The following is a 26,519-nucleotide window of genomic DNA, read 5'->3' on the forward strand; positions in this document are numbered from 1 at the left end:
AGGCACCCGGTGGCGGGTGTCCGCTGTCGGGCGTCCGCTGTCCGGAATGACTCGTTCCGCCCAACACGGCGTCACTCGTCTGGTGTCATGTCGCTGTGAACCGCTCCGTAGTATCCGAACGACTTCGGAGCACGACCGGGTGAAAGGACGACGGGAAAAGTGAGCACACCTTCCGATCCGGACGAGATGCTGGCCGGCTTCCGGCAGCAGATCCAGGACAAGATGCAGCAGGCGCAGCGCATCCAGGACGCGGCTTCGGCGGTGTCGGGCGAGGCGAGCAGTGGGACGGTTCGGTGCGGGTGACCGTCGACCAGAACGGCAACATGTCCGATCTGCGGCTGGAGGACGATGCGCTGCGACAGCGCCCCGAGCAGCTGTCCGAGACGATCCTGACCACGGTGCGTTCGGCGCAGGCGCAGCTCACGGATCGGATGCGGGAAGCGATGGAACCCGTGCTGGGGCAGGACAGCGAGACGATGGATTCGGTGCTGTCCGGGATGCGCGACCGGTTTCCGGTGGAACCGGAGCAGGGGGACGCCGCGTCCACTCGTGGCGGACGGGGCTCCGGCGAGGAGCAGTACGACGAGTACGACTGGCTGAACCAGCGCAGGAGGTGAACCTTGGGAGAACAGCGTTTCGACGTCAACACCGACGAGATGCGCGCGCACGCGCAGCACCTGCAGCAGGTGACCGACCGGATCGGCACGGCGCAGGACGCCGCTGGTGAGGTCTCGCTGAACGGCACGGACGCGTACGGGCTGCTGTGCAGCCCCATCCTCACCCCGTTGATCGGTGCGATCGAGGTGCAGGGCATGGCGACCATCGCGACCGCCAACGCGGCGGTGGAGGCCACGGCCGCCGGGATCGAGGGAGCGGCGGAGACCTACGACGCCGTGGATCAGCACGTCTCCGAACTGCTGGAATCGGTGCGCAACGAGTTGGGGGAGATCTGACGTGAGCCAGGACAACCCGCTGGTCGAGGCGGAGCCGGATTCCCAGATGTGGGAGGACGGCCTCATGGTCGTCGATTTCGCCGTCGATTCCTGGCGCGCGGTAAAGAATGAGGACTGGGGCGAAGCCGCCATCACCGGCGGCGCCGCCGCTGTGGACGCTCTCGCCACCGTGGCCAATCCGTTCGACGCGCTGTTGACCTCCACCTTCGCCTGGATGATGGAACACGTCTGGCCGTTACCGGACATGCTGGACTCGCTGGCGGGCAACCACGACCAGGTGCAGGCCAACGCCCACACCTGGGCCAACATCTCGGACGAATTGCAGCAGGCAGCGACGGAGATGCAACAGGCGGTCGACACCGACACGGCAGGCTGGCAGGGACCGGCCGCCGAGTCGTACCGGATGTTCGGCTCCGGCGAGGCCAAGCTCATCGAGGGAGCCGCGGAATCGGCCAGGGCGGTTGGCGCGGCGGTTTCCGGCGCTGGAACGGCCATCCTGATCGTCCGCACCACCGTGCGGGACATGATCGCCTCGGCCATGTCCGAACTGGTCACCTATCTGGTGCGGTCCTCGGCCGCAGCCGGTCTCTCGCTCGGTGCGCTCACCCCGCTGCTCATCGCCGACGGCATCCGGATCGTCGCGAAGTGGGCCAGCAGGGTCTCCGAATGGCTGGACAAGATCGTCCGGGCCTTCCGGCAGCTGGCCGAGATCGTGGGCAAGGTCAAACCACTGCTGACCAAGGTGGACGAGTTGTTGCAGCTGGATTCGCGGATCGGGGGTGGTATCCAGAAGTGGGCGAGAAACCGTTCGTTGTCCGATCTGACCCGTGGGCAGGAGATCGCTCGCAACACCGCCGCGATCGGTGCCACGGCTGACGATCAGGACTACGCGGAGCACGAGATGGGCAAGCACGATCACACCGACGGTGCGTGAGATGTGAAGCTTTCATCGGCCGTGGTGGTTCTTCGCAGCTCAAGGAAAAGTCACCCGGCCAGTTCTGGGAGAAATCGTGCGTGTTGTTCGTTTCGTCCGTGACGTGTTGCTGGTGCCGATCGGGGTGGCGCTGCTTCTGTCGGTGATTTTCGTGGTGATCCCGTTGTTCGGCATCGGGGTTGCCGGTTCGGAGGTGACGGCTCGTGGTACGGCTGTGGCGCAGCAGTGCCGGTTCGCCGGTCCGATCACGGAGTCGGACGCTCCGGAGCGGGGCAGCATCGTCGGTTTCGGTTACATCTGTCAGGCGCGGGTGACCTGGCGGGACGGCACCACGGAGATGTGGGAGGTCTCGGGTTCGCAGCTCAAGCCCGGCGATGTCGGTGAGGAGGTCGCGGTGGTCCGGCGGGCCATCGCCGACGGTGGTGCCGGTACCACCAGCACTCGTCCGGAGGTGTTCCGGGCCGATTACGAGCCGAACAGGTGGCTCGGGGTGCCTGTGATGCTGGCCGTGGGCATGCTCGGATTCATGGTGGGAGTGCCCGCCTGTGTCCGGCTCTACCGGATGTTCAGTTCCAAGGAGCCCGCCGAAACCTGATTTCCCGGCCGGGAAGGCGGGCCTCCGTCCCTCACTTCCCGGCCCAGCTCCGCCAGATGTGGCGGCGAGCGACGGCACACACCTCGGTGATCCTGCGTCGCTGCCGCAGGGTCGTCGGTGCCCGCGCGGCCACTTCCGCCAGCACTCCCAGCCGCAGCGACACCCGGAAGTTCGCCGCGTGCGGGACTGGCCGCTGTCGCAGTCCGCGCCAGGGCAGCGCGAGGGTGATCGCGCCGAACCGCAGCAGTTCCCGCAGGGCGATCTCCACGGGCGCACAGCGCAGCAGCGTCAGCAGCCGGTTGCGCTCGTTCCAGCGGTGGAACCGTGCCGACCCCGGTGCTGATGAGCAACCGTGCCAGTGCTCGCAGCTCGCGGCGGTCCGCGTGATCCCGTACCCGGCCAGCCGCAGGCGCCAGGAGGTGTCGGTGTCCTCGTAGTAGCAGAAGTAGTCGGCCGGGATGCCGCCGACCGTCGAGAGCGCCGAGGCGCGCAGCAGGGCCGCCCCGCCGCAGAACCCGAACACCTCGTCCCCGGTACCGACGTTGTCCGCTGCCACGGTGCTGTCCTCCGCCACGGTGTCGGCGCCGTACCCCGTGCCGGTCAGCCGCACCCCTTGGGAGAGGGGACCTCGCCGGTTCCACAACCGGCTCGTCGCCGCACCGACACCCGCATCGCGGTCCAACGAATCCTCCAGTGTGGACAGCCAGTCCGCTTCCGGTGCGGCGTCGTCGTTGAGCCAGCCGAAGTAGGGTGTCCGCACCAGCGGGAAGGCAGCCGCGAGACCGCCCGCATAGCCGAGGTTGCGGGGTAGCCGGAGAACCTCGGGAGCCGAGGGGTGCCGGGCCAGCAGTTCGCTCGTGCCGTCGTCGGAGGCGTTGTCCACCACCAGCAGCCGGTGGTTGCGCTGCCGGGAGAGCGCGTCCAGGCACGCTCCGATGTGCTCGGCACCGCGCCAGGTCACCACCACGATCGTGCTGCGGGCCTGCTCCACGGTCATGTCCGCAGCCTATCGCCTCGGTCCGATCACGGATGTGGTTGTCTGACGGGCAGCGGTCGGTGAAACGTGCGGACTGGGGGCGGCTGTGCCGAAGTTGGTTGTCGTGGCCGAGCAGTTGCTCGCGCCGGTACCGGGCGGCACCGGGCGTTACACCCGCGAGCTGCTGCGCTCGTTGGCGGCCACGGCTCCGGCCGGGTGGGAAGTGAGTACGGTCGTCAGCTCCGACGGTGATCCGGCCCGCGCCGAGGTCGACGGTGTGGGCGGCCCGGAAGTGCTGCCGCTGCCACGGCGGGCGTTGACCCTGGCCTGGCAGTACGGCCGGTGGCCCCGCGTCTCCGCCGATTCGGTGCACGCCCCCACGCCGCTGTTCCCGTCGGTCGCGCCCGGCCGTGGGCTGGTCGTGACCGTGCACGACACGGTTCCCTGGACCCACCCCGAGACGCTCACCGCGCGCGGCGCGGTCTGGCACCGGCGAGCCGTGACCAGGGCGGCGCGAAAGGCGGACTCGCTGGTGGTGCCCACCGAGGCGGTCGCCGTTGACCTGCGGCGACATGTCCCGGACGCCACGCGGATCGAGGTGATCGGCGAAGGGGTCAGCACCGCCGTGCTCTCCCCCGGCACAGCGGAGGCGGAGAAGGCAGCACGTCGGCTGCGGCTGCCCCCGAGATACCTGCTCGCCGTGGGCACGATCGAGCCCCGCAAGGGCTACGAGTGGCTGATCCGCGCGTTGGCCGAGCCGGAAGCTCCGGACATTCCGCTGCTGGTCGTGGGCGCGCCCGGCTGGGGTGGCGTCTCGTTGTCGGATCTCGCGGCTCGCCACGGGCTCCCGCCCGGCAGGCTCCGGAATCTCGGTCCCGTCGCGGACAGCGACCTGGCCGTGCTGCTGCGCCGCTCGGCCGCGCTCGTGGCGCCGAGCATGGCCGAGGGGTTCGGGCTGCCGGTGTTGGAGGCGATGGCGGCCGGAACCCCGGTGGTGCATTCCGACGCTCCCGCGCTCGTGGAACTCGCCGACGGAGCGGGCATCACAGTGCCCAGGACGGACGCGGGCGCGCTGGCGCTGGCACTGCGTGAGGTGCTCGACGATCGACGTCGCTCGGCCGGGATGATCGAAGCCGGCAGGTCGCGGGCGAGCCGCTTCGACTGGCGCGAGACCGCCCGCCGCGTCTGGAGCCTGCACACCGGTGCGGCGAACGTGGCGAACCACTCCCGGAACCCCGACGCTCGGTGAACGATCCCCGCGACGGGTGGGACCGCTGTCACATTTCGGAGTTCGCGACCATGGATTTCACCATCCCGCCACAATGACCGATGCCTACCTCCTAGGCTGCTCGCGTGCACCGAGGAGATCCACACGTGCTTATCGACGCCACCGCCGTGCCCGCGGACCGAGGTGGCGTCGGCAGATACGTCGATTCCCTGCTCGCCGCGCTGGACACCGCCGGAACACCGATGAGCGTGGCCTGCCAGCCACGCGACGCCGAGCTCTACGGCAGGATCGCGCCGCACACCCGGATAGCGCCCGCCGCCGAATCGGTCGTCACCCGCACCGCCCGGCTCTCCTGGGAGCAGACCACCCTGCCGAGGCTGGCCAGGCGCCTGAACGCCCGTGTGGTGCACTCCCCGCACTACACCGTTCCGCTGGCCAACACCAGCGCCTCGGTGGTGACCCTGCACGACGCGACGTTCTTCTCCGACGCGCCGCTGCACTCGCCGGTCAAGGCGCGGTTCTTCCGCGCCTGGACCAGGGCGGCGCTGCGTCGCGCCACGGTTTGCGTGGTGCCCAGCAGAGCGACCTCCGACGAACTCGTACGTGCGGCCGGAGCCAACGCCGCGCGACTGCGGGTGATGTATCACGGGGTGGACCCGGAGCGGTTCCACCCGCCCGCCCCCGAGGAGGTCACCGCCGTTCGACGATCCCTCGGACTGGGCGATCAGCCCTATGTGGCCTTTCTGGGAGCGTTGGAGCCGCGCAAGAACGTCCCGGCGCTGATCCGCGGTTTCGCCCGCGCGGTCGCCGACCGCCGCGATTCCCCCGCCCTGGTGCTGGCCGGACAGGCCGGGTGGGACACCGAGGTGGAAAACGCGCTCGAATCGGTGCCGCACCGTGTTCGGGTGATTCGTGCTGGTTATCAACCCTTCGAGCGATTGGCCGGTTTTCTCGGCGGCGCGGCCCTGGTGGCTTATCCGAGCATCGGGGAGGGGTTCGGGCTTCCGGTGCTGGAAGCCATGGCCTGCGGTGCGGCCGTTCTCACCACCCGAAGACTCAGCCTGCCGGAAGTGGGCGGAGACGCGGTGGCCTACTGCGGTGTGGCGGAACGAGGGATCGCGCACGGAATAAGTGAGCTGCTCGATGATCCGGTGCGTCGTTCCGAACTGTCCAGCGCGGCGCAACAGCGTGCCAAGGAGTTCACCTGGGCCGACTGCGCGGACAGGCACCGCGCCGCCTACGAGCACGCCGAGTACCTGCACCGGCGCAACCGGCGCAACCGGTGAAACCGCTCCGGACCGACGCGCCGTGCGGCGCGGTCGCGACCGAGTCGTCCCGGACCGCGCGTTCCGGTGGGCGGCTCCCGGAGCCGATCGGTTCGCCGCCATGCGTGAGAATGACGACGTGCGCGACTCCCACAGTTACGGCGAGGGGCTCGCCGTCGTCACCGTTACCTATTCGCCCGGCAACACGCTGGACCGTTTCCTGGAGACCCTGCCCAAGGCCACCGATCGGCAACTCAGCGTGATCCTCGCCGACAACGGTTCCACCGACGGTTCCCCGGAACGCGCCGCACTGCGCCCCGGTGTGGAGCTCGCGAGGATGGGCGCCAATCTGGGTTACGGTTCGGCCGCGAACCGCGGCATCGCCGAGTTGAGCGACGACATCGGTTGGGTGGTGGTCGCCAATCCCGACGTCGAGTGGAGCGCGGGCAGCCTCGACGAGTTGCTGGCGGCCACCGAACGCTGGCCGCGCGGCGGTGCGTTCGGCCCGTTGATCCGGGAACCGGACGGCAGCGTCTACCCCTCGGCCCGATCGCTGCCCTCACTGGGACGAGGTGCCGGGCACGCCCTGCTGGGTGGGATATGGCCCGACAATCCGTTCAGCCGCGCCTACCGGCAGTCCACCGACAGCTCCGCGGAGCGCACGGCCGGGTGGTTGTCCGGCTCCTGCCTGTTGCTGCGGCGAGCCGCGCTGGATTCGGTGACCGGTTTCGATCCGCGCTACTTCATGTACTTCGAGGACGTCGACCTCGGGGACCGGTTGGGCCGAGCGGGCTGGCTCAACGTGTACGTGCCCGCCAGTGAGGTGACGCACATCGGTGGGCACGCCACCGCGCGTTCCTCGGGACGGATGCTGCACGAACACCACCGCAGTGCCTACCGGTACCTCGCCGACCGGAATGCCGGGCCGACCCGGGCGCCGTTGCGGATCGCGCTGCGGGCCGCGCTGGGCGCGCGCGCCAGGTTCGTCGCGCGCAACTCCGACCGTTAGTAGCAGAGCGTTCCACGTCAGCTGCTGGGATGGTTCCGTGGCGGAACCTCCCGCGCGGCTCTCGCTGCGGGTCCGGCGACATCGGGTAGCGACCTACACAACGTCTCCGGCGTCCTCGCGAGAGCCGCACGGGAGAACCCGCGGCGGTGCCGACTGCCGGGGTGGTTGGAGCTCGGCCTGCGGGAGTGGTCGGGGTTCGGCTCGGGAGCGCTGCGGCGCACGACCGTCCGGTGAGCTTCTTTCCCGAGCGAGGGATTCTGCCGGGACGCCGAGTCAGTCGAACCGCTGTGGACCGCGCCTGGGATCGTGCTGGTAGGCGGCGTTGTCGATCCGGTGCGGTGTGGTGGGGACGTCGGCGTCGTAGGTGGGCCAGGCTCGCTGTTCGGCCGCGGGCTGTTCGGCTGTTGGTTGTTCCGACGGGGGATACGACTCGGGCCGTTGCGGCTCCGACTGCCGGGGGCTCTCCTGCTCCCCTTGACCGGATCGCTGGTCCCACTGGGGGTTCTGCTGTTCCCGCTGGGGAGGCCGTCCCGTCGAGTCCTGGATGAGCTGCGTGGAGTTCGGATCGTCCCGCTCCACGTCACGCACCGAGTCGCGCGGGATGCGCACGGTCTGCGCCGCGTCCATCGGTGAGGTGGCGCTGTCCGGTGTGACGACGAACGCACCCCGTGCCCGCGCACGAGCAAGTGTTTCGTCGGCTCGGTTGCGGGGGTCCATGGTCCCTCTCAATGCTGGCCGGTGGATTTTCAGCCGCAGCGTGGCCCGTCCGTCCGGTGGATTAGCCGGTCCCGAGTCGGCCGGCCTCGCGGCTCGACCCCGTGGTGGCAGGTCCATCGTGACAGAGTGTTCGACACCGCGTGGTTTCGCATTGGCGGACCGTGCCGACCAGGGGCGCCATACCAGGTGGGTGCTGCTACTGCCAGAGTATTCCTCATGGATTCCTACGTCAGGGTGATGAGTTGGTCGAATTCGACGACCGAATGAAATCGCCCTGTCGTAGGCGACGACCACCCGTGCGAGTCGTATCGAGCGGACCCTCGGTCCGGGGAGGTGCATGGCGATGACGAGTCCCGACGACCACGCGCCGACGAGCGGTGCGGAGGCCGTGGTGCTCGTGGGAGGCCGAGGTACGCGGTTGCGGCCGCTGACCTTGTCCGCACCCAAACCGATGCTGCCCACCGCCGGAGTGCCGTTCCTGACCCACCTGCTCTCGCGGATCCGCGCCGCGGGGATCACCAGGGTGATACTCAGCACCTCCTACCGGGCCGAGACCTTCACCGAGTACTTCGGTGACGGTTCCGGAATGGGGCTGGAGCTGGAGTACGTGGTGGAGCACGAGCCGCTGGACACCGCCGGTGCGATTCGCAACGTGGCGGACCGGCTGCGGGAACCCGATGTGCTGGTGTTCAACGGGGACATCCTCTCGGGAGTGGACCTGCCCGCGCTGCTGGGCGAGCACCGCGCGGATGCGGCCGACGTCACACTGCATCTGGTCAGGGTGGATGATCCCGGCCGGTTCGGTTGCGTGCCCACCGACGAGGACGGCAGGGTGACCGCTTTCCTGGAGAAGACGCCGAATCCTCCGGTGGACCAGGTCAACGCGGGGTGTTACGTCTTCCGTCGTGAGGTGATCGACGGGATTCCCGGGGGCCGTCCCGTCTCGGTGGAACGCGAGACGTTCCCCGGGCTGCTGGAGTCCGGAGCGCGGTTGCACGGGTACGTGGACTCCAGCTACTGGCTGGACCTGGGCACGCCCGCCGCTTTCGCGCGCGGCTCGGCGGATCTGGTCCGGGGCGTCGCTCCCACGGAGGCGCTCGACGGCCGGGTGGGGGAGTCACTGGTGCTGCCCGGCGCCTCGATCGCCGAGAGCGCCTCACTGGGAGGAGGTACCACGGTCGGTGCGGACTGCGTCGTGTCCGAACGGGCCGCGCTCTCGGCGGCCACGCTGTTCGACGGAGCCCGGGTGGAGGCCGGCGCCGAGATCACCGACAGCGTCGTGGGGGCGGGTGCCGTGATCGGGGCGGGCACGGTGCTGCGTGGTGCCGTGGTCGCCGACGGTGCCGTGGTCGGCGCGGGCTGCGAACTGCTCGAAGGCGTCCGGGTCTGGCCCGGCGTGGAACTGCCCGCCGGTGGGGTGCGCTTCTCGCACGACTGCTGAACTCCGGGGCGACGTGGTTCAGGCCCGCTTGCCGTTCCGGGGCCCTTCGTCCTTCATCGTCGATGAGTTCGTTTCCGACGGGTTGACCGGCCTCTCGAACCACACAGTGGGACGTGAGGGTTCGGGCGTAGCCGAAACCACCTGCCGGTTCGTCGGGTTTCGTTCCGATCTGTGCAGGAGAGAGGCTCAGTGCTCCGGTCGGTTTTCAACCCAAAAAAACATACTGTTAAGTATTTTTTTCTTGTGGTTCATCTTCGGGTAACTCTTGACGTCGGTTCGCGCGCGGAGTGCCTGCTATAGCTTTTTTTGCTGGTAATTCCGCTGGTATGTGGCGTCGACGCAGGCTCGTGGGGCGTTCTTCGCAGCTCACTGGAAGCTGTAGTGAATAGTGATTTATGTTACATTTTTTTGCCTTGAACAAACAAACTGGGCGGTTTTATTTTTGTTGAGGCGGTGCGGCAGCCGGAAACCCCGGAGGCGGCCGCGAGGGTGTCCGCGGTAACGGGAGCGAAGCCCGTTCTCCCGTGGAGCCCACCGGACGAGCGATGGGGGACTGATCCGCTCCGTTACCTGTCTCGCCCGTGTTCGCGGGTCGAGCGCGTGCGGGGTGAGTACCCCGTGATCGGACAGTTGTACGAATCGACTTTCAACGGATTGTGAGCTCTCGATGTCCATTCCCACTGTCAATCCAACACCGACGAGCATCACCGCCGCGTTCGACCTTCCCAAGCCCCCGGGGGTCAGCTGGCGCGTCCGGTCCCAGCAGGTGGTGGATTACGAAGTGAGCATGACCCGTGGACTGCTGTCCACATCGAACTCCACGTTCGCCCATGCCTGCGGTGCCGATGGAAAGCGCAGGACTCGCTGTCTGGTGGTGGTGGACGATGCCGTGGAGCAGCTCTACGGCGAACGGTTACGTGCCTACTTCTCGGCTTGGCGGATAGCGCACAATTGGAGAGTCGTCCCCGGCGACGAGAACACGAAGCAACTCGACACGGCTCTCGGGCTCGTGGACGACATGAGTTCGATGGGCATACTCCGCCGTGCCGAGAAGATCGTGGCGATCGGCGGCGGAGTGGTGCTCGACGTGGTCGGTATGACCGCGAGCCTGTACCGCCGAGGTATTCCCTACATTCGGGTTCCCACCACTCTGATCGGCCAGGTCGACGCGGGAATCGGCGTCAAGACCGGCATAAATCACGGGCAGCACAAGAATCGACTCGGAACGTACTGTGCGCCGGAAACAGCTCTCATCGACCCCGAGTTCCTGCGCACCGTGGATCGTAGGCACATCAACAACGGGCTGGCCGAGATCATCAAGATGGCTTTGATCAAGGACTCCCAGCTGTTCGATCTGCTCGAAGCCACCGTCGCGTCGATCGATCCGGAAACGCTCGCCGACTGCGGTCCGGCCGGTGGTGAGATCCTGTCCCGTTCGATCGCGGGAATGTTGGACGAACTCGAGCCGAACCTGTGGGAGAAGGTACTCGAAAGGGCCGTCGACTACGGCCACACTTTCAGTCCCTCGCTCGAACTCCGTGCCGACCCTCCGCTGCTGCACGGGGAAGCGGTGGCCGTGGACATGGCCATCTGCGTCGCTTTGGCCCGCAACCGCGGCCTGCTGTCGGAGCAGGACGCCGACCGGGCACTCACGCTCATGAACGCGGCGGGATTGCCGCTCACTCATCCCGTATTCACCGCGGAGTTGTTGGAACGTGCGCTGGAGGACGCCGTCAAACACAGGGATGGCTACCAGCGCATGCCGCTGACGGCAGGTATCGGTTCAGCGGTGTTCGTGAACGACATCACTGCCGACGAGCTGCGAGCGGCGTTGTCGTTCGTGGCCCATCGCGATCATCGAGCGGCTGACTCGCATGTGCTGGAGAGCGCGCGATGAGGGTGCCGGAGACGTTCCAGGACGAACATACGGGCGCCGCGAGTGCCGCGCGTGAGGCCGTGGTGTTCGACATCGGTGGTACTCACTTCCGGTGTGCCCGTTGGTCTCCCGAATCGGGAGTGCGTCGGATGTGGTCCAAGCCTTCGCCGAGCGTTCTCGTTCACCCGGACGCGGGCGCCGACGAACTTCGAACGCGGCTGATCGACGAGATATGCGCCGGGGTGGGCCAGGAAAAGGGCACCACAGCCGGTATCTCGTTGGGAGCGGCGCTGGATCAGCGCAGTGGTGTGGTCTATGCTTCCGCTCCGCTCTGGGGTGACAGCGTGACTCGGTTCGACCTGCTGGCCGGGTTGCGAGAGCGAAGGCCGGACGTCGATTGGCACCTGGTCAACGACGTGACAGCGGCACTGCTCGGACTGGGGGAGACGCCGCGGTTCGACGGGTTTCGTCGGCTCCTCCTCGTTACGGTGAGCAGTGGTATCGCGTGCAGGTTGGTGGATCGTCGACTGCGAACCATCCCGGTCGACGTCTGCGGTCTCCAGGGGGAGATCGGTCATATCCCCTCCGGCACCACTCTCGCGGGAAACCGGGTGGAGCTGAACTGTGACTGCGGGAGCCCGGACCATCTGGCCGCCTTCGCCTCGGGGCCCGGCATCCGCCGGCTGGCCGAACGACTCCGCGAGCTGGAACCGCGACGCTGTGCCGTCTCACCGCTGTTCGACGAGGACATCGAGTTCGAAAGTACGTTCCGCCGACTCCTGGACGACGATGATCCGCTCGCTCGGGAGATCCTCGACGCGGCCACGTCGCCGTTGGCGGATGTACTGCGAACTGCCTGGTGCCTGGACCCCTCCATAGATCGGATCGCGCTCACCGGGGGAGTCGTGGACGGTCTCGGCGAGCACTATCACCGCGCGCTGGCTGAGCGGTTGACCAGGGACGGTGTCTACCTGACGAGTCGATTCCACCCGGAATGGCTAGCCGAGCGCCTCGTGCGCTGCGACAGTTCCGAGGCCGATGGCCTGGTGGGAGCCGGTGTCGCCGCGGTCGGATCCGGACGTTCGGCCAGGATCGGGGTGGAATCGTGACGGGAAACGCACAACCCCGCAACAACGCACTCGTCCGAGCGGGAGCTCGCGTCACGGTACGGCAACGTCCGACCCCGGTCCCGGCCGCGGGCGAGTTGGTGGTGGCCACCGAGGTCGCGGGACTCTGCGGCACCGATATCCAGATACTGCGCGGTTCGCGGAAGGAATCGGCCTCCGTGCTGGGGCACGAAGGGATAGCGACGGTGGTCTCGGTCGGAGAGGGGATCCGGGACTCGTTCTCGCCGGGGGATGCTGTCGTGATCAACCCCACCCATCCGAACGATCCGGGTTTCCTCCTCGGACACAACGTGGACGGGTTGTTGCAGCGACGGACCCTCGTGCCCGCCACCGCGATACGAGCGGGCTTGGTCCTCGGACTGGATCGGCGCCCCGAAGCCGAGCTCGCCGCGCTGGTGGAGCCACTGGCGGTGGTCAACTACGCGCTACGGGCGCTGAGCCGGTTTCGGCCGTCGACACTGCTGGTGGTCGGGGACGGAACCATCGGGCAGCTGGCCGTTCGCTCAGCCGCAAGATGGGCGACGACCGTGAAGCGGACCGTGTTGGTGCACCACGGTGAATCGGGCAGGCAGTGGACACTGCGCTCCGGACTTCCACCCGATGACTCTCTCGTGGACGGCGAGGATATGACGGGGATGCTGCGCGAGGGGCCGGTCGGAGTCCTACTGGCCACCCCGAGGGAGAGCACGGGGCCTTGCCTGGAACGAGTGCTGCGTTCCGTCGGAGACGGTTCGGTCATCGACGTCATCGGCGGAGTACCCCCCGGACTTACCGTGAAAAGCCTTCCCGGAACCGATCTGGCGGGAATCCGGGCGGCGAACCTCGCCGGGCGACCCGATGTCCCCTTGACTGCCGAACGCACCGCGACAACGGGAAGTCGGATCAACTTGTTCGGCCATCGGGGGGTGTCCAACGCTCACCTCGGCACGGCTGTCTCCGAACTGGTCCGCAGTCCGGAGCGGTACCGGGAGCTGATCACCCATATCGGGGATCTCGAATACGCGTCACGAATCATGAGCGACCTCGCCCGCGGCAACGAGCGAATCGCCGATGGCCGAAGAGTGATCAAGCTGGCTGTCCGGGTGACACCGACCTGTCGAAAAGGAGACGACTGATGACGCAGTCCGATGACGAATCCCCCGCGGGGAAGCGCGCCCTGGTTGTCGGCGGCTCCACCGGTATCGGCAGGGGAATAGCCGACGCCTGGGCCGCCGAAGGAATGGATGTCGTCGTACTCAGCCGAAGTGAACCCTCCGACGCGTCGAGCTCGAACCTTCGCTGGGAACCGTTGGATCTCCTCGATGCCGCGAAGACGAAGGAGCGGCTCGCCGACCTCGCGGTCGATCCGTTGTTGGCGGTGTGTTTCTCCGCCGTCGACTACGGGGCGAAGCGCGCTCCGCTCGGCGAGGTCACCGAAGCGGAATGGCGAACCCAGTTCGAGATAAACCTCCACGGGTTGTGGCTGACCCTGAGCGCGACGCTGCCCGCGTTGCGTGCCTCAGCTCCGGGGCTCTTCGTGGGGGTTTCCTCCGAAGTCGTCCACAACGCCGGACCGATGCGGTCCGGCTACGCCGCGACGAAGGCGGCAGGGTCGGCCCTGCTCGATTCGGTTCGGTTGGAGGAGAGCACGGACGAGATCCGGATCGTTCAGGTGCTGCCCGAGGGGATGGTGGACACCCCCGGCATACGCCGCAGGCGGTCCTCGGATTTCGACTTCAGCTCCTACATGACTCCCGACACCTTCGCGCCGCTCGCCGCTGAGCTCGTGCGAACCAGGGGAGCCGAATTCCAGGGAGACAGCCTCGTGGTCGGTTCCGGAGGCGACTGGCGTTCGCTGTCCTCGGGGACTCCCGTCTCGCAGAGTCGGAGAGCGGGATCGTGACCGGCGGGAATCCAGCGATCGGGCTGGCCGAGTGGCGTCTGCCGGTTCGTGGGGCCGAAGCGGTCGAGCTGGCCGCCTCCTACGGTGTCCGGGGGATCCAACTCGACTTCGGAGGTTCGGGGCGTGGGGTGCCGCTGGACACCCCCGGTAGGGCGCGCTCGCTTCGCCGGGAAGCCAACGGTTCGGGAGTCGAGTTGTTGGCGGTGGCGGGAAACCTGCTCAACGACATCGGCCTCACCGCGCCGGAGAGAAGCCGGGCGGCACGGAGTGCCCGCGGTGCGGTGATCGCGTTGCTCGACTCGGCCGTGTCTCTCGGCGTGCGACTGGTCCTTGTGCCGAGCTTTCGTGCCAGCACGATCGACGGTCCGGAAGAGTTGGAGCGGACGGTCAGCGTACTGCGGTGGGCGGCCGAGGAGGCTCGGACCCGGAACCTGGTGCTGGCCAACGAGAACGTGCTGTCGCCCACGACGGCGGTCGAACTGTTCGAGCGGGTCGGATCGGACTCGTTCAGGCTCGTGCTGGACACCGGGAACCCGGACGTGGAAGGGACGGACGTACCGGGACTCGTCCGAACCCTGGGGCCGCGTATCGCGGACCAGGTTCACCTGAAGGACGGGCCGCTCGGACTCGGAGACGAGTGGCGTGGTTCCGGAGAAATCCGCGCCACTGAACTGTCGCGCGCATTCGCGCGAAGCGGGATATCGGTGAACTGGCTGATTCTCGAGAACGACTATCGCGTCGCCGATCCCCGTGTGATCGGCCTCGATGTAGCGGCCGCTCGTCGGTTCGCGGATCGGATTGTTCCAACCAAGACCGGAGACAGCGGGTGATGCACGTGTTTCTGAGTTTCTCCGCCCTGTTGTTCGACATGGACGGTACGTTGGTCGACTCAACGGTCGTGGTCGAACGCACTTGGCGACGTTTCGCCCGTAGGCACGGTATCGACGCCTCGGAAGTGCTGGCCGACGCGCATGGGCGCCCCACCGGTGAGACCGTGCTGCGTTTCGCCCCCGACGGGGTGGACGTGGCGCGTGAGACCGCGACCCTCGTGGCCGAGGAAGTCGAGGACATCGAGGGTGTGGTTCAGGTGCCGGGGGCGGCGGAGTTCCTTCGCCGCGTTCCCGAATCCCGCATGGCGGTGGTTACTTCAGCCAGCCGCGAGCTGGCCGTACGGCGAATGGAGGCAGCGGGTGTACCACTCCCGAGCGTACTGGTGACCGCCGACGACATCTCCTCCGGAAAACCGGACCCCGAGGGCTACCTCAAGGCGGCGGAACTGCTGGGAGTGCCGCCGTCCTCCACGGTCGTGTTCGAGGACGCCGAATCCGGCCTGTTGGCAGCGGAGGCGGCCGGCGCGACTCCGGTGGTCGTGGGATCCCACGACCGCGCCTCCGCCGCGGGACGTATCGGAATAAGGGATTTCCACGCGATAAGTGTCGCCGGATTCGACGAGGACGAGCGGGTCGGAATATCGTTCGAATGATTACTCGAATTCTGCCTGTTCGGTTCCGCTGAGTCGGACCGATCGTTGAGGTCGGTGACGATTCTTCGCATGGATTGACTCGTAAACCCTTTGTGGGGAGACATGACCCAAAAAACATCTTCCGGTCGGCTGCCGACTGCCACGGTTTCTCTCGTGTTGGAATCTCCGGGACGGCTCGCGCATCGCAGTTTGCCAGTGCACGAGCCCGCGCCGGGCCATTGTCTCGTCGCGGTGGAACACGTCGGTCTCTGCGGCACGGATCTGGGTTTCTACACGGGTACCAGTAGCTACCTGCACACTGGTCGCAAGAGCTATCCGTTCGTACTCGGCCACGAGTGGAGCGGAGAAGTCGTCCTCACCGGCGAGGGCGTTACCGGCCTGCGGGAAGGCGATCGGGTGTCCGGGCACAACTTCAGACGTTGTGGAAGCTGTGCCGTTTGTGCGGCGGGCGGGACCTTTCACTGCCCGTACCGCACCGAGATGGGGGTTGTCGGCGAGGAGCCGGGCGCCGCCTCGGAGTATCTCTCCGTGCCCGCCGAGACGGTCCACCGGATCCCGGACGGAGTCGGTAATCGTGCTGCTGCCCTGCTGGAGCCGTGCTCCGCATCGGTACACGCCCTGCGACGGCTCGCGGTTTCCGGAGCGGACAGCGTCGCGATCCTCGGAGCCGGAACACTCGGCTTGGCGGCCGCCCAGTTGGCCGTTTCGCGAGGCGCGAGTGTGACGGTTCTCGACCCCAACCCCCGGCTCGCCTCCCTGGCAGCCGAACTGGGGACAGACCGCGTCGCGGATCCCGACGAGGTGCGCAGCGGTAACTACGACGTGGTTGTCGAGGCATCCGGTGCGAGCGAGGCGGTGCGTCAAGCGATCCGGCTCTGCGGCCAGAACGCCCGGTTGGCGCAACTCGGTACGCCCCACGGGCCGGTCGATGCCGTCCCCGTCGACGAAGCGGTGGGGAAGAACCTGGTGACGCACAATGTTCTGTCCGGCGCGGACCACTGGCCGCAATTACTGGAAGAGGTCGCTTCGGGAAATCTCCGGTTGGAACCGATGGTAGATCGAGAGTTCTCTTTCCACGAAGCGGACAAGGCATTCGAAAGGCTGAACGACAGCGGGCGGGACCGTCCGAAAGTTCTGCTGAATATCCGTTGAAATGCATATCACGAACGGGGCTGAAATGCGTGCGGTAAGAATCGAGGAAACCGGGGATCCGGAGGTTGTCGGTATCGAGCGGGTCGAGGACCCCGCTGTCGGTGCCGGTGACGTTCTGATCGAGGTGGTAGCCGCCGGGGTGAACCCGATAGATGTGGCGACGCGAAACGGCACGGTGCCGACCGACCTCCCGGCCGTGCTGGGGTGGGACGTCTCCGGGACGGTGCGCGATGCGGGTGAGGACGTGACGCGGTTCGGCGTGGGGGATCCGGTCATAGCCATGTCCGCGCAGGCAGCCACCGGACGGGGAACCCACGCCGAGTACGTGGCGCTGCCCGAGAGTCTCCTGGCGCCCGCACCACGTGAGCTCGATCAGGTGGAAGCGGCTGCCTTGCCGTTGGCGGGACTGACCGCTTCCCAGACCGTGACCGAGCTCGGTTCTCCCTCCAACGGCGCGGAGGAATTGCTGGTGGTGGGGGCACAGGGCGCGGTGGGCAGCCTCGTGGTTCAACTGGCCCGGCTGAACGGCTGGCGGATCTCGACCTTCGTGCGGCCGAGCGACGTGACCCGGAAGCCGCCCCGGGGTGTGCTGCGCCAGTACTCCGAGGAACATCCACCACCTCCCGCCGGTTTCTCCGCGGTCGTCGACACCGCGGGAGTCCCGGAACACCTCCGGTCGGTGTGCGACGAGGGGAGGTACCTCACGACGACACCGTTCGCGCAACCGGAACCGAGTCGAGGAGTGCGGATCGTGCTGATCGGTGTGGAACAGGACGGTGACGAACTCGCCCGACTCGGAACTCTCGTCGACGAGGGAAGTATCGAACCGGGTAAACCCTCGGCTGTCGTCGACTTCGAGCGAGCGGACTGGGCGCATCGGACACTCGAAAACGGTGGAACCAGGGGAAAACTGATTCTGGTCCCCTGAGAAACCCCGGGCGGGGCTCCTGGAATTACTACACGAAAGAAGTGAAATTATGACGGTTGTGGAAGAAAAAGCCAAGTCGGAATCGGATCGGCGCAGATCTCGATTACCCTCCTTGACCGGGATGCGCTTCCTCGCGGCGCTGGCGGTTTTCGGATTTCATTCCTCACTACAGATACCCGCCAATTCGGTGTTCGCGCACGACGGTGTGGCCGACACGTACCAGAAGATCATGTCCCAGGCCGGTGCGGCGGGCGTCACGTTCTTCTTCGTGTTGAGCGGCTTCGTGATGACCTGGTCGTACAAGCCGCACGACCGCAACGTGGACTTCTGGCGCCGCAGGCTGGTCAAGATCTACCCGAATCACGTGGTGACGTGGGCTGTTGCGCTGCTGCTGTTCGCGGCCGTCTACACGCACCCCTACCAGGCCGTGGCCAACCTGTTTCTCGTGCAGGCGTGGATCCCGGAGTACGACACCTACCTCAGCGTCAATCCGCCGAGCTGGTCGTTGTCCACCGAAGTGGCCTTCTACCTGCTCTTTCCGCTGGTGTTCGCGGTAGCGCGCAAAATTCGCGAGCAGTATCTGTGGTGGTTTGTCTGGCTGACCGTGGCGCTGGTGGCGATCACCGCCCTGGTGGCCTACGTCCTGTTGCCGGAGCATCCGCGTCCACCGGACGGCCTCCCGATCTCCACTTACCAGTACTGGGTGAACTACGTCTTTCCACCGCTGCGGCTGTTCGATTTCTTCCTCGGCATACTGCTGGCCCGCATCGTGCTGGCCGGAAGGTGGGTGCGTCTCGGGATCGGTCCACTGGTGTTGGCGCTGCTCGGTTGCTATACCGTTTCCCTGTTCGTGCCTTACCTCTACGGCATGCGCGCGGTGTGCATCGTTCCGCTGGCACTGCTGATCCCCGCGATCGCGACGTCCGATGTTCGAGGTGAGCGTTCGTTCCTCCGTGGCCGCACCATGGTATGGCTCGGTGAGATCTCCTTCGCCTTCTACCTGGTGCACGCCATAGTGCTCGTCACGGGACGCGAGCTGCTGGGAGACAGTTATTTCGGGACTCCGTTGGCAACCGGAGTTCTCCTGCTTTATCTGGTGCTGAGTATTCTGCTCGCCTGGGCGCTGTACGAGTTCGTGGAAAAGCCCACGACGAAACACTGGTCGAAACCGAAGAAGAAGGGTTCCGGAAAGAGGAACTCAGCTGCCACGGAAAACTTGGGGGCTGGGGGTTCCCGGAACGACAGGGCAGTGGATTCCGCTGTCGGAGAAAACGAGAGCAGGAGCTCGGCGACCGCGGATCGGTGACCGGGCGGAAATTCGGTTGTCGGCTGAATCGCCTCGGCTGTTCTCGTGGAACGTTACGAGATGCGACAAGGGGACCTCGTGTATCTGCGGATAGTCGGTCTGATCGTGGCCATCTTCGGGGTGGGTACGTCGGAACTAATGCCGAGCGGAATGCTCGAACAGTTGGCGGGAGGACTCGACATCAGTCTGGCGACCGCCGGACTGTCCGTGACCGTTTATGCCCTGACGATGGCTGTCGGTGGTCCGCTGGTATCGGCGGCCACCACGGCGATGACGCGGAAGAGGATCCTGCTGTTCCTACTCGGGATCTTCGTGCTCGGCAACGGCATCATCGCCGCGGCCCCCGGATACGCGGTGGTCCTGGTCGGCCGAGTGCTGACGGCTCTCACCCATGGAACCTTCATGGCCGTCAGCGTCGTCACCGCGGGCAGCATGGTTCCGGCTCACAAGTCCGGAAGCGCCGTGGCCGGGGTGCAGCTGGGCATCAATCTGGCAACCGTGCTGGGGGTTCCGTTCGGGACGCTGCTGGCACAACGGCTCAGTTGGCGTTCGAGTTTCGCGGCGGTGTGCGTCATAGCGGTGCTGGCCGCCGTGCTCATCATGATCACGGTACCGGACTCGGGCACGCCCGAGTCCTCGAGCGTGCGGTCCGAGGTCCGGGCATTCAGCAGGTGGAACGTCGTCACCACGGTGGTCGCGACCGTGCTGTGCTCAGCCGGGATGTTCACGATCATCACGTACTTGGCTCCGTTGTTGACCAGGGGAACGGGGTTTCCGGCCGAGGTGGTCCCCCTACTGTTGCTGGGTTACGGGGCCGGTTCCGTGATCGGCAACTCCGTCGGAGGCAAGCTGGCGGACAAGTCCCTGTCCGCGGCGACGGCGGTTCTGTCGGGGTCGCTGACACTGACCTGCCTCCTCTGCTGGCTGGGAACCTTCTCGCGAAGTGCCATGATTCCGGTGCTGCTGGTGTTCGCGCTGGTGACGTTCGCGCTGATTCCGTGCCTGCAGACGAGAGTGGTGAAAACTGCGGAGGAGGCTCCGACCCTTTCGTTGACCGTGAACATGTCGGCATTCGGTCTGGGTGCCGCGATCGGTTCCTGGTACGGCGGAAAGATAATCGAGCTCGGTGTCGGTGTGCGGACCGTTCCGATCGGTGCCGCGGTTCTCGCGATCGCGGGAATGTCGGTGATCGTGATAACCGTACTTCTGGAGCGCAGGAAAACCGACGCCTCTCGTGCCGATTCGCGAAACAGGACGGCGGAAAAAGAAGTAATTTGATTTGGTTCGAGTCGCAGGAAATATTGAAAAGGGAGCGATATGTCGTCCTCGGTAATTGGTGAGAGAGCCTACTCGGCTTATTCGAGGTTACCCTCGCTCACCGGGATGAGATTCATAGCGGCGGCTATGGTGTTTTTCTTCCATGCCTCGCTGACGGATCCGCCGCAGAACCCTTATGCGGACCCGTTCGCGTCCGATCTCTATCAGACGCTCTTCAGTAAAGCGGGTTGGATGGGAGTGTCCTTCTTCTTCGTGCTCAGTGGCTTCGTGCTGACGTGGTCAGCGCGTTCCACCGACACGATGGGAGGATTCTGGCGAAGGCGGCTGGTGAAGATCTTCCCGGCGCACGTGGTCACCTGGGCGCTGGCCATGATCCTGTTCGCCGCCGCTGCCTCCGATCCGCACCAGTGGTTGCCGAACCTCTTCCTGATCCACTCCTGGTTCCCGCAGCACGAGATCTTCATCAGCGTGAATCCGCCGAGCTGGTCGTTGTGCAGCGAGCTGCTCTTCTACATGTGCTTCCCGTTCATCATCAAGGGTGTCGTGCGGATCAAGCAGGAACGTCTCTGGTCGTACGCTGGACTGATGATCCTGGGGATGGTGGGTGTCCAGGTTTTCACCCAGTTCGTGCTTCCCGACACCCCGCAGACCCCCGAAGGGTTCCCGGTGTCGGTCTGGCAGTTCTGGTTCGGTTACAACTTCCCTCCCGTGCGACTTTTCGAATTCGTGCTGGGGATGCTGCTGGCGCGAATCGTGATGTCCGGAATGTGGTTCCGCTCGCTCGGATTCGTTCACGCGACGGTACTGGCGGTTGCCGGATATGCGCTCGCCATGGTCGTGCCGTGGTTGTACGGGCTCAACGTGGCCACCATCGTTCCGATCGTCGTACTGGTGTGTACCGCCGCGACCGCGGACATCGAGGGGCGGCCGAGCGTGTTGCGCAGTCGCACCATGATTTGGCTCGGTGAGGTTTCCTTCGGTTTTTATCTCGCGCAGTACGTTGTGATATATTATCTTCGGCAGCAGATGGATGCCCGTCTGTTCAGCACTCCCTTGGGTACTCTCGTCCTATTGGGTCTCTTCTTCGTCACGCTGTTGGTCGGGTGGCTGGTGCACAAATTCGTGGAGAAGCCCGCCATGCGTCGTTGGGGACGTCCTCGTGGCGGCGGCGGGAGTTTTCTCGCCAAGCCCATGGTGGGACAGGAATCGACTTCCCCTGCCGGGGAGAAAGCACGGCTCTGACGTAGGTTTTACGCCTGCCAGTGTTTCGTGACACGTCTTTTGCGGACGATTGAACTCTGTTTCTCTAGGAGGTTTTGGAAATGAACGTGCAGTACGTTGAAGCGGCTGGTAAGCGGGTGCCGGTGCGTATCGAGGGGGAAGGCCCCGGTCTGCTGTTGGTGCACGGCACCGGAGCGACGGGGGATGCCAACTTCGGACACCTGCTGGAAAGTTTCACCCCCGATCACACCACGATCGTGCCGGACTACGCCGGAAGCGATGACGACACTGCCGATCCGGGGGAATTCGCTCTGGATCAGCTGGTGGAACAGGTTGTGGCCGCGGCCCGCGCGGCAGAACTCGACGAACCCGTGGACGTGGTGGGGTATTCGCTGGGCGCTGTTGTCACCGCGGCAGCGGCTGCCAAGTACCCGAACCTGTTCCGCCGAGTAGTTCTCGTCGCGGGATGGGTCACCATGGACCCGAGGCAGCGGCTGGTCTTCGACCTGTGGCGCAGGCTGGCCGACACCGATCCGCAAGCGTACTCGCGGTTCGTGACCATGCTGCTTTTCACCAGGTCGTTCATGAACGGTCTCGGCGACGCGGGGCTGGAGGAAGCGGCTTCCGGTACCGGTTTCACTCCGGCGACACTGCGGCAGATCGACCTGAACAGCAGGATCGACATCAGTGATTCGGTGGGAGACGTGGTCGCTCCCACACTGGTCATCGGCTGTTCACACGATCAGCTCATCCCCGTCGAACACGCGAGGCAGCTGCACCAGGCCATCGGACAAAGTGACTACGTCGAGCTGGAGAGTGGGCATCTGGTCGTGGTGGAAAAATCCGACGAACTCGTCAAGCACATTTCCGAGTTCCTCAAGTGACGGACCGGCTCGGTGGACGGGTGGGGCGGTGTCTCCGAACGCCGCCCCACCCGATCGAAGCGGCAGTCCGGGCCGGCCCGCGGTCGGCCCCGCCTCCTTCGGACCTATCGTACGAACGACCTGGTGGGAGTTGAATCGCGGAGATGTCTTTCGCCGTCCTCGCCCTGATGCTCTGTGTGTTCTGTTTGGGAACCGCGGAAGTAGCGCTCTCGGGCATCCTCCCCGAGGTGGCCGCTGACCTCTCGGTCTCGATTCCGTCGGCCGGGTTGCTCGTGACGGCCTACGCCGTGGGTGTGGCCGTCTTCGGCCCACTGGTCACGCTCGGTACCCTGAAGGTGTCCAGCAGAAAGCTCATGCTCGGACTGATGGGGGTTTTCCTGGTCGGCAACGCCCTCTCCGCGTTCGCCGCCAACTACGAACTACTCATCGGGGCGCGACTCCTAACGGCCCTCAGCCACGGGACGTTCGTCGCGATGGCCGGTTTCGTCGCCGCAGGGATGGCGCCGCCGGGCAAGGAGGCCTCCGCGATAGCCAACATATCGCTGGGGTTCAACCTGGCGAACGTGCTGGGCGTCCCGTTGACGACGATGATCGGGCAGGCGTTCGGCTGGCGAATGACCTTCGCCGCCATCACGCTGGCGGCGGTGCTGGCCACTGGTCTGGTCGCCTGGCAGGTTCCTCGGAAGGACGTGCGTGGCGGCTCCACCGAGTTGGCAGCGGGCGGCGTGAAAGCCGAGACACGGGTGTTGCTTCGTCCCGTCGTGCTCGGCACGGTCCTGGTGACGGTGCTCGCCCAGGGGTCGGTTTTCGCCGTGTCCACCTACATATCCCCCCTGCTTCGGTTCGTCGCGGATTACCCGGCGTCCTCGGTGAGTCTGCTGCTTCTGGTGTTCGGCGCCGGGTCGGTCTGCGGAAACTTTCTCGGCGGACGTGTCACCGACCGCAGTACCAGCGTGGGAGTTTTCGGCAGTCTCGGAGTGCTCACCGTCATGCTCGTGGTGTTCTGGGGTTTCCTGCCGGTGTCACCGGCCGTTCCCGTTGTGCTTTTCCTGTTCGGAGCGGCGGGATTCGCGATCATACCGGCGCTGCAGACTCGTATCCTGCGGTTGTCGGCAGCCGCTCCGATCCTCGCCCTCTCGGCCAACGTCTCGGCCTTCAACCTCGGTAACGGGTTCGGCGCCTGGATGGGCGGAACCGTGATCGAGCTGGAGTGGGGTGTGCGAAACGTGCTTCTCGTGGCCGGAGCGATCACCCTGGTGGCGCTTTCGCTGGCCTGGATCATCGATCGGTTGAGCAGAACCTCGGGCTCGGCACCAGCGGCGCACCGAACCGCCGAGTCGGAGCTTTCCGTCGGCGAGGCCGGTTGAGAAGCCGCTCCCCGCTACGACCGTCGGACGGTCCGGACCGTCGTCAACCCCTTGTCCGTTCCCGAGCGCCGCGGCCCGGCTACCTCGTGGGAAATCGACGCCCGCGCCGGAAACCGCGCCGCTCACTCTCCCCGGAACCGCAGCGGGTTGTCGAGGTCGAGGAAGGTTCGGGCGAGCTTGTTGGTCTCGGTTCCGTTGCCGCGCACCGAGTGCAGGATGCCGTTGTAGACGAGGTCCCACAGCTCGCGGTTCCGCTGGAGATCGTTGAGCTGTGCGGAAAGCTCCCGTCCCGCTGCGTCGGTCAGCTGCAGTACTCGGGAAGCGCCTTCCGTGGTTACCTTCACCGAGGTGAGCTCGTACGTTCCGACGAATCCGTTCTTCCCGTAACGAAGCCAGTCGGCTCCCGCTGACATGCGCGTGTTGCGCCCTGTCAGCAACGTGATGAACGGCCACGGAACTATGAACAACCAGAGCCACCACGTCGTCATCCATCCGAACCCGCTGTCTCTGATGACGCCGAATACGAAGACGATGACCGATATCGCCAGTCCGATACCGAAGGATTGGCCACGGGCCGGGTAGAACCACTCGAGTACGGGGGACTCACCTTCCGGAGCTTGCGGGGCCTTGTTCTCCCCACCCGAACGTTTCTTCTCGGCTCGTTTCCACTCGGGCTCCAGCGGTGCGCGTGGTGGGCGTGGTTGCCCGGTTCGGGGGTCGGGTTTTGGTGGCAGTCCGGCTGTGTGGCTCATTGGTGCTCGTTTCAGAAGATGTCGCCGACGAAGTCGCCGACCGCGCCTGCGGCGTCGCCGAGCTTGTCGCCGGTCCAGCTCGCGGCGTCGCCCACCGCGTCCACGGCGTCGTCGCCCCATTCGTCGATGGCGAAGCCGACACCGACGCTGACCACGACGCCGCCTGCCACGGCCCAGCCGACCGGGGTGCTCATGGCGAGCAACCCGGCGGTGGCAGCGAACGGTATCGAGACGACCGCGCCGCTCACTCTCCCCGGAACCGCAGCGGGTTGTCGAGGTCGAGGAAGGTCCGGGCGAGCTTGTTGGTCTCGGCGCCGTTGCCGCGCACCGAGTGCAGGATGCCGTTGTAGACGAGGTCCCACAGCTCGCGGTTCATCTGGAGGTTGTGCAGCGGAGCGTACGCGCTGTTTCCGTGTTCGTCCGTGAGCTCCAGATAACGTGATGCTCCACCGGTCGTGATCTTTGCCGTGGTGAGCTCGTAGGTACTGACGAATCCGGTTTTTCCGTAACGTAGCCAATCAGCGCCTGCGGATATGCGGATGGCTCTCCCCACGAACAGGAACGGTAGCGGTGAAAGAACGACGAACAGCCACAACCACCACGTCGTCATCCAGCTGAATCCGGTGTCCCTGACGCAGAAGAAGACGAACATGACGGTCGCCATGATCGCACCGAGTGTCACCGAGAAACCTCGTGTGGGACGGAACCATTCGAGTACGGGGCCGTATCCGTCGGGTGGTTGAGGTACTTGGTGCTCACCTCCGGGACGTTTGTCCTCGGCACGCTTCCAATCCGGTTCGAGTGGCGCGCGTGGTGGGCGTGGTTGCCCGGTTCGGGGGTCGGGTTTTGGTGGCAGTCCGGCTGTGTGGCTCATTGGTGCTCGTTTCAGAAGATGTCGCCGACGAAGTCGCCGACCGCGCCTGCGGCGTCGCCGAGCTTGTCGCCGGTCCAGCTCGCGGCGTCGCCCACCGCGTCCACGGCGTCGTCGCCCCATTCGTCGATGGCGAAGCCGACGCCGACGCTGACCACGACGCCGCCTGCCACGGCCCAGCCGACCGGGGTGCTCATGGCGAGCAGCCCGGCGGTGGCAGCGGAACCGGCAGCGTAGCCGCCGAGGTTGATGGCGGCGCTCTCGCCCACCGATTTGTCCGAGGTTTGGACGTCGTAGGCGATGCTGCCACCGGTTATGAGCAACCCGGCGACGGGAAGTTTGCTCGCCACCCGGACGCTGCCACGTAACAGTGGATTGGCTGCCCTGTTCGGGTTCGCTCCGAAACTGAGGTTCGCGCCGAGCAGGGCTTTGGTTCTCGGACTCAGCTTGTCGACCAGCCGCGCGGTCCGGGTAGCGGTGGCCTTGTTCTCCATCGCCGTCTTGTTCAGCTGGTTGCGGACGTGGATGGCGGCGGCGCGGGTCTGGTTGCGCAGTCCCAGGTTGGGGCTGTGCATCAGCTTCTCCGCCCGCGCGATCTTGCCACTGTCGGCGATCTCGACCGCCGCTGCCCGCATCGCGCTGGTGCTTCCGGCCACCGCACCCGCCAGCCCGGTGGTGAAGTCGGTGATGGTGAAGGGGCTCTTCTCCACGAGCCCGGAGACGAACCTGTTGAGCACGCCGAGTGCACTGTTGTGCTGCTCGCGGGCTTCGGTGACGATCTGGCTGCACTCCTGGTACGCGCGGACCTTGCGCGCGTAGGCGGCCTGCGCCTGGGTGGCCGAGGCATGGGCCTGCTGTTCCGCCGGAGTGGCCGGGCGGTCTTCAGGCAGCGGTTTCGGGGCGTCCGGTTCCGGTCCCGGCTCCATGATGCGTCGCTCGGTCACCGTCAGACCGGCTTCTCGCGCGGTCTCGCGAGCACGCCGCATCCGTTTCTGGGCGGTCTCCAGTTCGTCCGCGTACTTGTTCAGTTCCCGGCACATCGCCGCGTGGTCCTCGGCGACCTCGTCGACCTCGGGGCCAACCTTGCTCATCACAGCGCGGAACGAGTCCCCGGCCTCGCCGGACCAGGCGCTCTCCGAGCCGTTGCGAGCGCGAGTTACCTGCGTACCGGTCTCGTGAACGGACTCGGACACGGTGTTCATCCAGCGGGCGCTTTCCCGAATGCTCGACGGGTTTCCCCGAATCTCCAGGTCGAGTGGCATGTGTGTCGCTCC

The 26,519-nt window shown here is 66.0% G+C and carries 28 protein-coding genes; 22 read left to right on the forward strand and 6 right to left on the reverse strand.

Features of this window, described 5'->3' with window-relative positions; translation table 11 throughout:
• The first annotated feature begins 159 nt into the window (after nt 1–159).
• The 5 genes from J2S53_RS20490 (at nt 160) to J2S53_RS20510 (ending at nt 2,482) form a co-directional block, all read left to right on the forward strand.
• Nucleotides 160–303: a hypothetical protein gene (locus tag J2S53_RS20490; protein ID WP_456242353.1), complete on the forward strand. Its 144-nt coding sequence runs from the start codon at nt 160–162 to the stop codon at nt 301–303.
• Nucleotides 300–617: a YbaB/EbfC family nucleoid-associated protein gene (locus tag J2S53_RS20495; protein WP_456242354.1), complete on the forward strand. Its 318-nt coding sequence runs from the start codon at nt 300–302 to the stop codon at nt 615–617. Before J2S53_RS20490 ends, J2S53_RS20495 begins: the two co-directional genes overlap by 4 nt.
• A gap of 3 nt (nt 618–620) precedes the next feature.
• The gene (locus J2S53_RS20500) at nt 621–953 is read left to right on the forward strand and encodes a type VII secretion target (RefSeq protein WP_456242355.1); all 333 of its coding nucleotides are present in this window, start codon (nt 621–623) and stop codon (nt 951–953) included.
• Nucleotide 954: 1 nt separating this feature from the next.
• Nucleotides 955–1,887: a WXG100 family type VII secretion target gene (locus J2S53_RS20505; RefSeq protein ID WP_456242356.1), complete on the forward strand. Its 933-nt coding sequence runs from the start codon at nt 955–957 to the stop codon at nt 1,885–1,887.
• A 76-nt stretch (nt 1,888–1,963) separates the two neighbouring features.
• Nucleotides 1,964–2,482: a DUF6346 domain-containing protein gene (locus J2S53_RS20510; protein WP_456242357.1), complete on the forward strand. Its 519-nt coding sequence runs from the start codon at nt 1,964–1,966 to the stop codon at nt 2,480–2,482.
• 31 nt (nt 2,483–2,513) lie between these two features.
• Here the strand turns inward: J2S53_RS20510 and J2S53_RS20515 are convergent, their stop codons facing one another.
• Nucleotides 2,514–3,479: a glycosyltransferase family 2 protein gene (locus J2S53_RS20515; RefSeq protein ID WP_456242358.1), complete on the reverse strand. Its 966-nt coding sequence runs from the start codon at nt 3,477–3,479 to the stop codon at nt 2,514–2,516.
• A gap of 85 nt (nt 3,480–3,564) precedes the next feature.
• Here J2S53_RS20515 and J2S53_RS20520 point away from each other — a divergent pair, with 85 nt between their 5' ends.
• The 3 genes from J2S53_RS20520 to J2S53_RS20530 all read left to right on the forward strand — a co-directional run bounded on the left by J2S53_RS20520 (nt 3,565) and on the right by J2S53_RS20530 (nt 6,960).
• Complete coding sequence (locus J2S53_RS20520) at nt 3,565–4,707, forward strand: glycosyltransferase family 4 protein (protein ID WP_456242359.1); 1,143 nt, start codon at nt 3,565–3,567, stop codon at nt 4,705–4,707.
• 125 nt (nt 4,708–4,832) lie between these two features.
• Complete coding sequence (locus tag J2S53_RS20525) at nt 4,833–5,972, forward strand: glycosyltransferase family 4 protein (protein WP_456242360.1); 1,140 nt, start codon at nt 4,833–4,835, stop codon at nt 5,970–5,972.
• A 100-nt stretch (nt 5,973–6,072) separates the two neighbouring features.
• Nucleotides 6,073–6,960, forward strand: a complete 888-nt coding sequence (locus J2S53_RS20530; protein ID WP_456242361.1) for a glycosyltransferase family 2 protein — start codon at nt 6,073–6,075, stop codon at nt 6,958–6,960.
• 273 nt (nt 6,961–7,233) lie between these two features.
• On the opposite strand, the gene J2S53_RS20535 is transcribed toward J2S53_RS20530, so the two are convergent.
• Nucleotides 7,234–7,689 (reverse strand): hypothetical protein, encoded by a 456-nt coding sequence (locus tag J2S53_RS20535; RefSeq protein ID WP_456242362.1) that lies wholly within the window; start codon nt 7,687–7,689, stop codon nt 7,234–7,236.
• A 331-nt stretch (nt 7,690–8,020) separates the two neighbouring features.
• On the opposite strand from J2S53_RS20535, the gene manB reads away from it, so the two are divergent.
• The 14 genes from manB to J2S53_RS20605 all read left to right on the forward strand — a co-directional run bounded on the left by manB (nt 8,021) and on the right by J2S53_RS20605 (nt 23,622).
• A complete protein-coding gene (manB, locus tag J2S53_RS20540) occupies nt 8,021–9,118 on the forward strand; it encodes a mannose-1-phosphate guanylyltransferase (protein ID WP_456242363.1) in 1,098 nt (365 codons plus the stop codon).
• 667 nt (nt 9,119–9,785) lie between these two features.
• Nucleotides 9,786–11,015 (forward strand): sedoheptulose 7-phosphate cyclase, encoded by a 1,230-nt coding sequence (locus J2S53_RS20545; protein ID WP_456242364.1) that lies wholly within the window; start codon nt 9,786–9,788, stop codon nt 11,013–11,015.
• Nucleotides 11,012–12,103, forward strand: coding sequence for an ROK family protein (locus J2S53_RS20550; protein WP_092974850.1), 1,092 nt, complete (start codon nt 11,012–11,014; stop codon nt 12,101–12,103). Before J2S53_RS20545 ends, J2S53_RS20550 begins: the two co-directional genes overlap by 4 nt.
• Nucleotides 12,100–13,236 (forward strand): alcohol dehydrogenase catalytic domain-containing protein, encoded by a 1,137-nt coding sequence (locus J2S53_RS20555; RefSeq protein WP_456242365.1) that lies wholly within the window; start codon nt 12,100–12,102, stop codon nt 13,234–13,236. Before J2S53_RS20550 ends, J2S53_RS20555 begins: the two co-directional genes overlap by 4 nt.
• Nucleotides 13,236–14,003 carry an SDR family NAD(P)-dependent oxidoreductase gene (locus tag J2S53_RS20560; RefSeq protein ID WP_456242366.1) on the forward strand — a complete coding sequence of 256 codons (768 nt, stop codon included), beginning with the start codon at nt 13,236–13,238 and terminating at the stop codon, nt 14,001–14,003. Before J2S53_RS20555 ends, J2S53_RS20560 begins: the two co-directional genes overlap by 1 nt.
• Entirely contained in the window at nt 14,000–14,833 is an 834-nt protein-coding gene (locus J2S53_RS20565) for a sugar phosphate isomerase/epimerase family protein (RefSeq protein WP_456242367.1), read from the forward strand. The genes J2S53_RS20560 and J2S53_RS20565 overlap by 4 nt, the downstream gene beginning before the upstream one ends.
• Nucleotides 14,833–15,486 carry an HAD-IA family hydrolase gene (locus J2S53_RS20570; protein ID WP_217643370.1) on the forward strand — a complete coding sequence of 218 codons (654 nt, stop codon included), beginning with the start codon at nt 14,833–14,835 and terminating at the stop codon, nt 15,484–15,486. Before J2S53_RS20565 ends, J2S53_RS20570 begins: the two co-directional genes overlap by 1 nt.
• A gap of 195 nt (nt 15,487–15,681) precedes the next feature.
• Nucleotides 15,682–16,638 carry a zinc-dependent alcohol dehydrogenase gene (locus J2S53_RS20575; RefSeq protein WP_456242846.1) on the forward strand — a complete coding sequence of 319 codons (957 nt, stop codon included), beginning with the start codon at nt 15,682–15,684 and terminating at the stop codon, nt 16,636–16,638.
• A gap of 25 nt (nt 16,639–16,663) precedes the next feature.
• A complete protein-coding gene (locus tag J2S53_RS20580; protein WP_456242368.1) occupies nt 16,664–17,566 on the forward strand; it encodes an NADP-dependent oxidoreductase in 903 nt (300 codons plus the stop codon).
• 121 nt (nt 17,567–17,687) lie between these two features.
• A complete protein-coding gene (locus J2S53_RS20585; protein ID WP_456242847.1) occupies nt 17,688–18,872 on the forward strand; it encodes an acyltransferase family protein in 1,185 nt (394 codons plus the stop codon).
• A 60-nt stretch (nt 18,873–18,932) separates the two neighbouring features.
• A complete protein-coding gene (locus tag J2S53_RS20590; RefSeq protein ID WP_456242369.1) occupies nt 18,933–20,150 on the forward strand; it encodes an MFS transporter in 1,218 nt (405 codons plus the stop codon).
• 105 nt (nt 20,151–20,255) lie between these two features.
• A complete protein-coding gene (locus tag J2S53_RS20595; protein ID WP_456242370.1) occupies nt 20,256–21,392 on the forward strand; it encodes an acyltransferase family protein in 1,137 nt (378 codons plus the stop codon).
• A gap of 80 nt (nt 21,393–21,472) precedes the next feature.
• Nucleotides 21,473–22,255 carry an alpha/beta fold hydrolase gene (locus tag J2S53_RS20600; RefSeq protein WP_092974877.1) on the forward strand — a complete coding sequence of 261 codons (783 nt, stop codon included), beginning with the start codon at nt 21,473–21,475 and terminating at the stop codon, nt 22,253–22,255.
• Nucleotides 22,256–22,398: 143 nt separating this feature from the next.
• Nucleotides 22,399–23,622, forward strand: a complete 1,224-nt coding sequence (locus J2S53_RS20605; protein WP_456242371.1) for an MFS transporter — start codon at nt 22,399–22,401, stop codon at nt 23,620–23,622.
• 122 nt (nt 23,623–23,744) lie between these two features.
• Here J2S53_RS20605 and J2S53_RS20610 read toward each other — a convergent pair whose 3' ends face one another.
• The 4 genes from J2S53_RS20610 to J2S53_RS20625 all read right to left on the reverse strand — a co-directional run bounded on the left by J2S53_RS20610 (nt 23,745) and on the right by J2S53_RS20625 (nt 26,507).
• Nucleotides 23,745–24,374: a hypothetical protein gene (locus tag J2S53_RS20610; RefSeq protein ID WP_456242372.1), complete on the reverse strand. Its 630-nt coding sequence runs from the start codon at nt 24,372–24,374 to the stop codon at nt 23,745–23,747.
• 11 nt (nt 24,375–24,385) lie between these two features.
• Nucleotides 24,386–24,622 carry a hypothetical protein gene (locus J2S53_RS20615; protein WP_456242373.1) on the reverse strand — a complete coding sequence of 79 codons (237 nt, stop codon included), beginning with the start codon at nt 24,620–24,622 and terminating at the stop codon, nt 24,386–24,388.
• The gene (locus tag J2S53_RS20620) at nt 24,619–25,056 is read right to left on the reverse strand and encodes a hypothetical protein (protein ID WP_456242374.1); all 438 of its coding nucleotides are present in this window, start codon (nt 25,054–25,056) and stop codon (nt 24,619–24,621) included. The genes J2S53_RS20615 and J2S53_RS20620 overlap by 4 nt, the downstream gene beginning before the upstream one ends.
• A 203-nt stretch (nt 25,057–25,259) precedes the next feature.
• The gene (locus J2S53_RS20625) at nt 25,260–26,507 is read right to left on the reverse strand and encodes a WXG100 family type VII secretion target (protein WP_456242375.1); all 1,248 of its coding nucleotides are present in this window, start codon (nt 26,505–26,507) and stop codon (nt 25,260–25,262) included.
• Nucleotides 26,508–26,519 lie beyond the last annotated feature (12 nt).

The organism is Actinopolyspora lacussalsi, from assembly GCA_030803735.1.
GTDB classification, from domain to species: domain Bacteria; phylum Actinomycetota; class Actinomycetes; order Mycobacteriales; family Pseudonocardiaceae; genus Actinopolyspora; species Actinopolyspora lacussalsi.

Excerpts from the sequence above, each read along its gene's own strand:
- J2S53_RS20595 (WP_456242370.1), top strand. The coding sequence starts at position 20,256 with ATGAGATTCATAGCGGCGGCTATGGTGTTTTTCTTCCATGCCTCGCTG.
- J2S53_RS20515 (WP_456242358.1), bottom strand. The coding sequence starts at position 3,479 with ATGACCGTGGAGCAGGCCCGCAGCACGATCGTGGTGGTGACCTGGCGC.
- J2S53_RS20590 (WP_456242369.1), top strand. The coding sequence starts at position 18,933 with ATGCGACAAGGGGACCTCGTGTATCTGCGGATAGTCGGTCTGATCGTG.
- manB (WP_456242363.1), top strand. The coding sequence starts at position 8,021 with ATGACGAGTCCCGACGACCACGCGCCGACGAGCGGTGCGGAGGCCGTG.
- J2S53_RS20545 (WP_456242364.1), top strand. The coding sequence starts at position 9,786 with ATGTCCATTCCCACTGTCAATCCAACACCGACGAGCATCACCGCCGCG.
- J2S53_RS20530 (WP_456242361.1), top strand. The coding sequence starts at position 6,073 with ATGCGTGAGAATGACGACGTGCGCGACTCCCACAGTTACGGCGAGGGG.
- J2S53_RS20550 (WP_092974850.1), top strand. The coding sequence starts at position 11,012 with ATGAGGGTGCCGGAGACGTTCCAGGACGAACATACGGGCGCCGCGAGT.
- J2S53_RS20600 (WP_092974877.1), top strand. The coding sequence starts at position 21,473 with ATGAACGTGCAGTACGTTGAAGCGGCTGGTAAGCGGGTGCCGGTGCGT.
- J2S53_RS20605 (WP_456242371.1), top strand. The coding sequence starts at position 22,399 with ATGTCTTTCGCCGTCCTCGCCCTGATGCTCTGTGTGTTCTGTTTGGGA.
- J2S53_RS20560 (WP_456242366.1), top strand. The coding sequence starts at position 13,236 with ATGACGCAGTCCGATGACGAATCCCCCGCGGGGAAGCGCGCCCTGGTT.
- J2S53_RS20625 (WP_456242375.1), bottom strand. The coding sequence starts at position 26,507 with ATGCCACTCGACCTGGAGATTCGGGGAAACCCGTCGAGCATTCGGGAA.
- J2S53_RS20585 (WP_456242847.1), top strand. The coding sequence starts at position 17,688 with ATGCGCTTCCTCGCGGCGCTGGCGGTTTTCGGATTTCATTCCTCACTA.
- J2S53_RS20570 (WP_217643370.1), top strand. The coding sequence starts at position 14,833 with ATGCACGTGTTTCTGAGTTTCTCCGCCCTGTTGTTCGACATGGACGGT.
- J2S53_RS20610 (WP_456242372.1), bottom strand. The coding sequence starts at position 24,374 with ATGAGCCACACAGCCGGACTGCCACCAAAACCCGACCCCCGAACCGGG.
- J2S53_RS20580 (WP_456242368.1), top strand. The coding sequence starts at position 16,664 with ATGCGTGCGGTAAGAATCGAGGAAACCGGGGATCCGGAGGTTGTCGGT.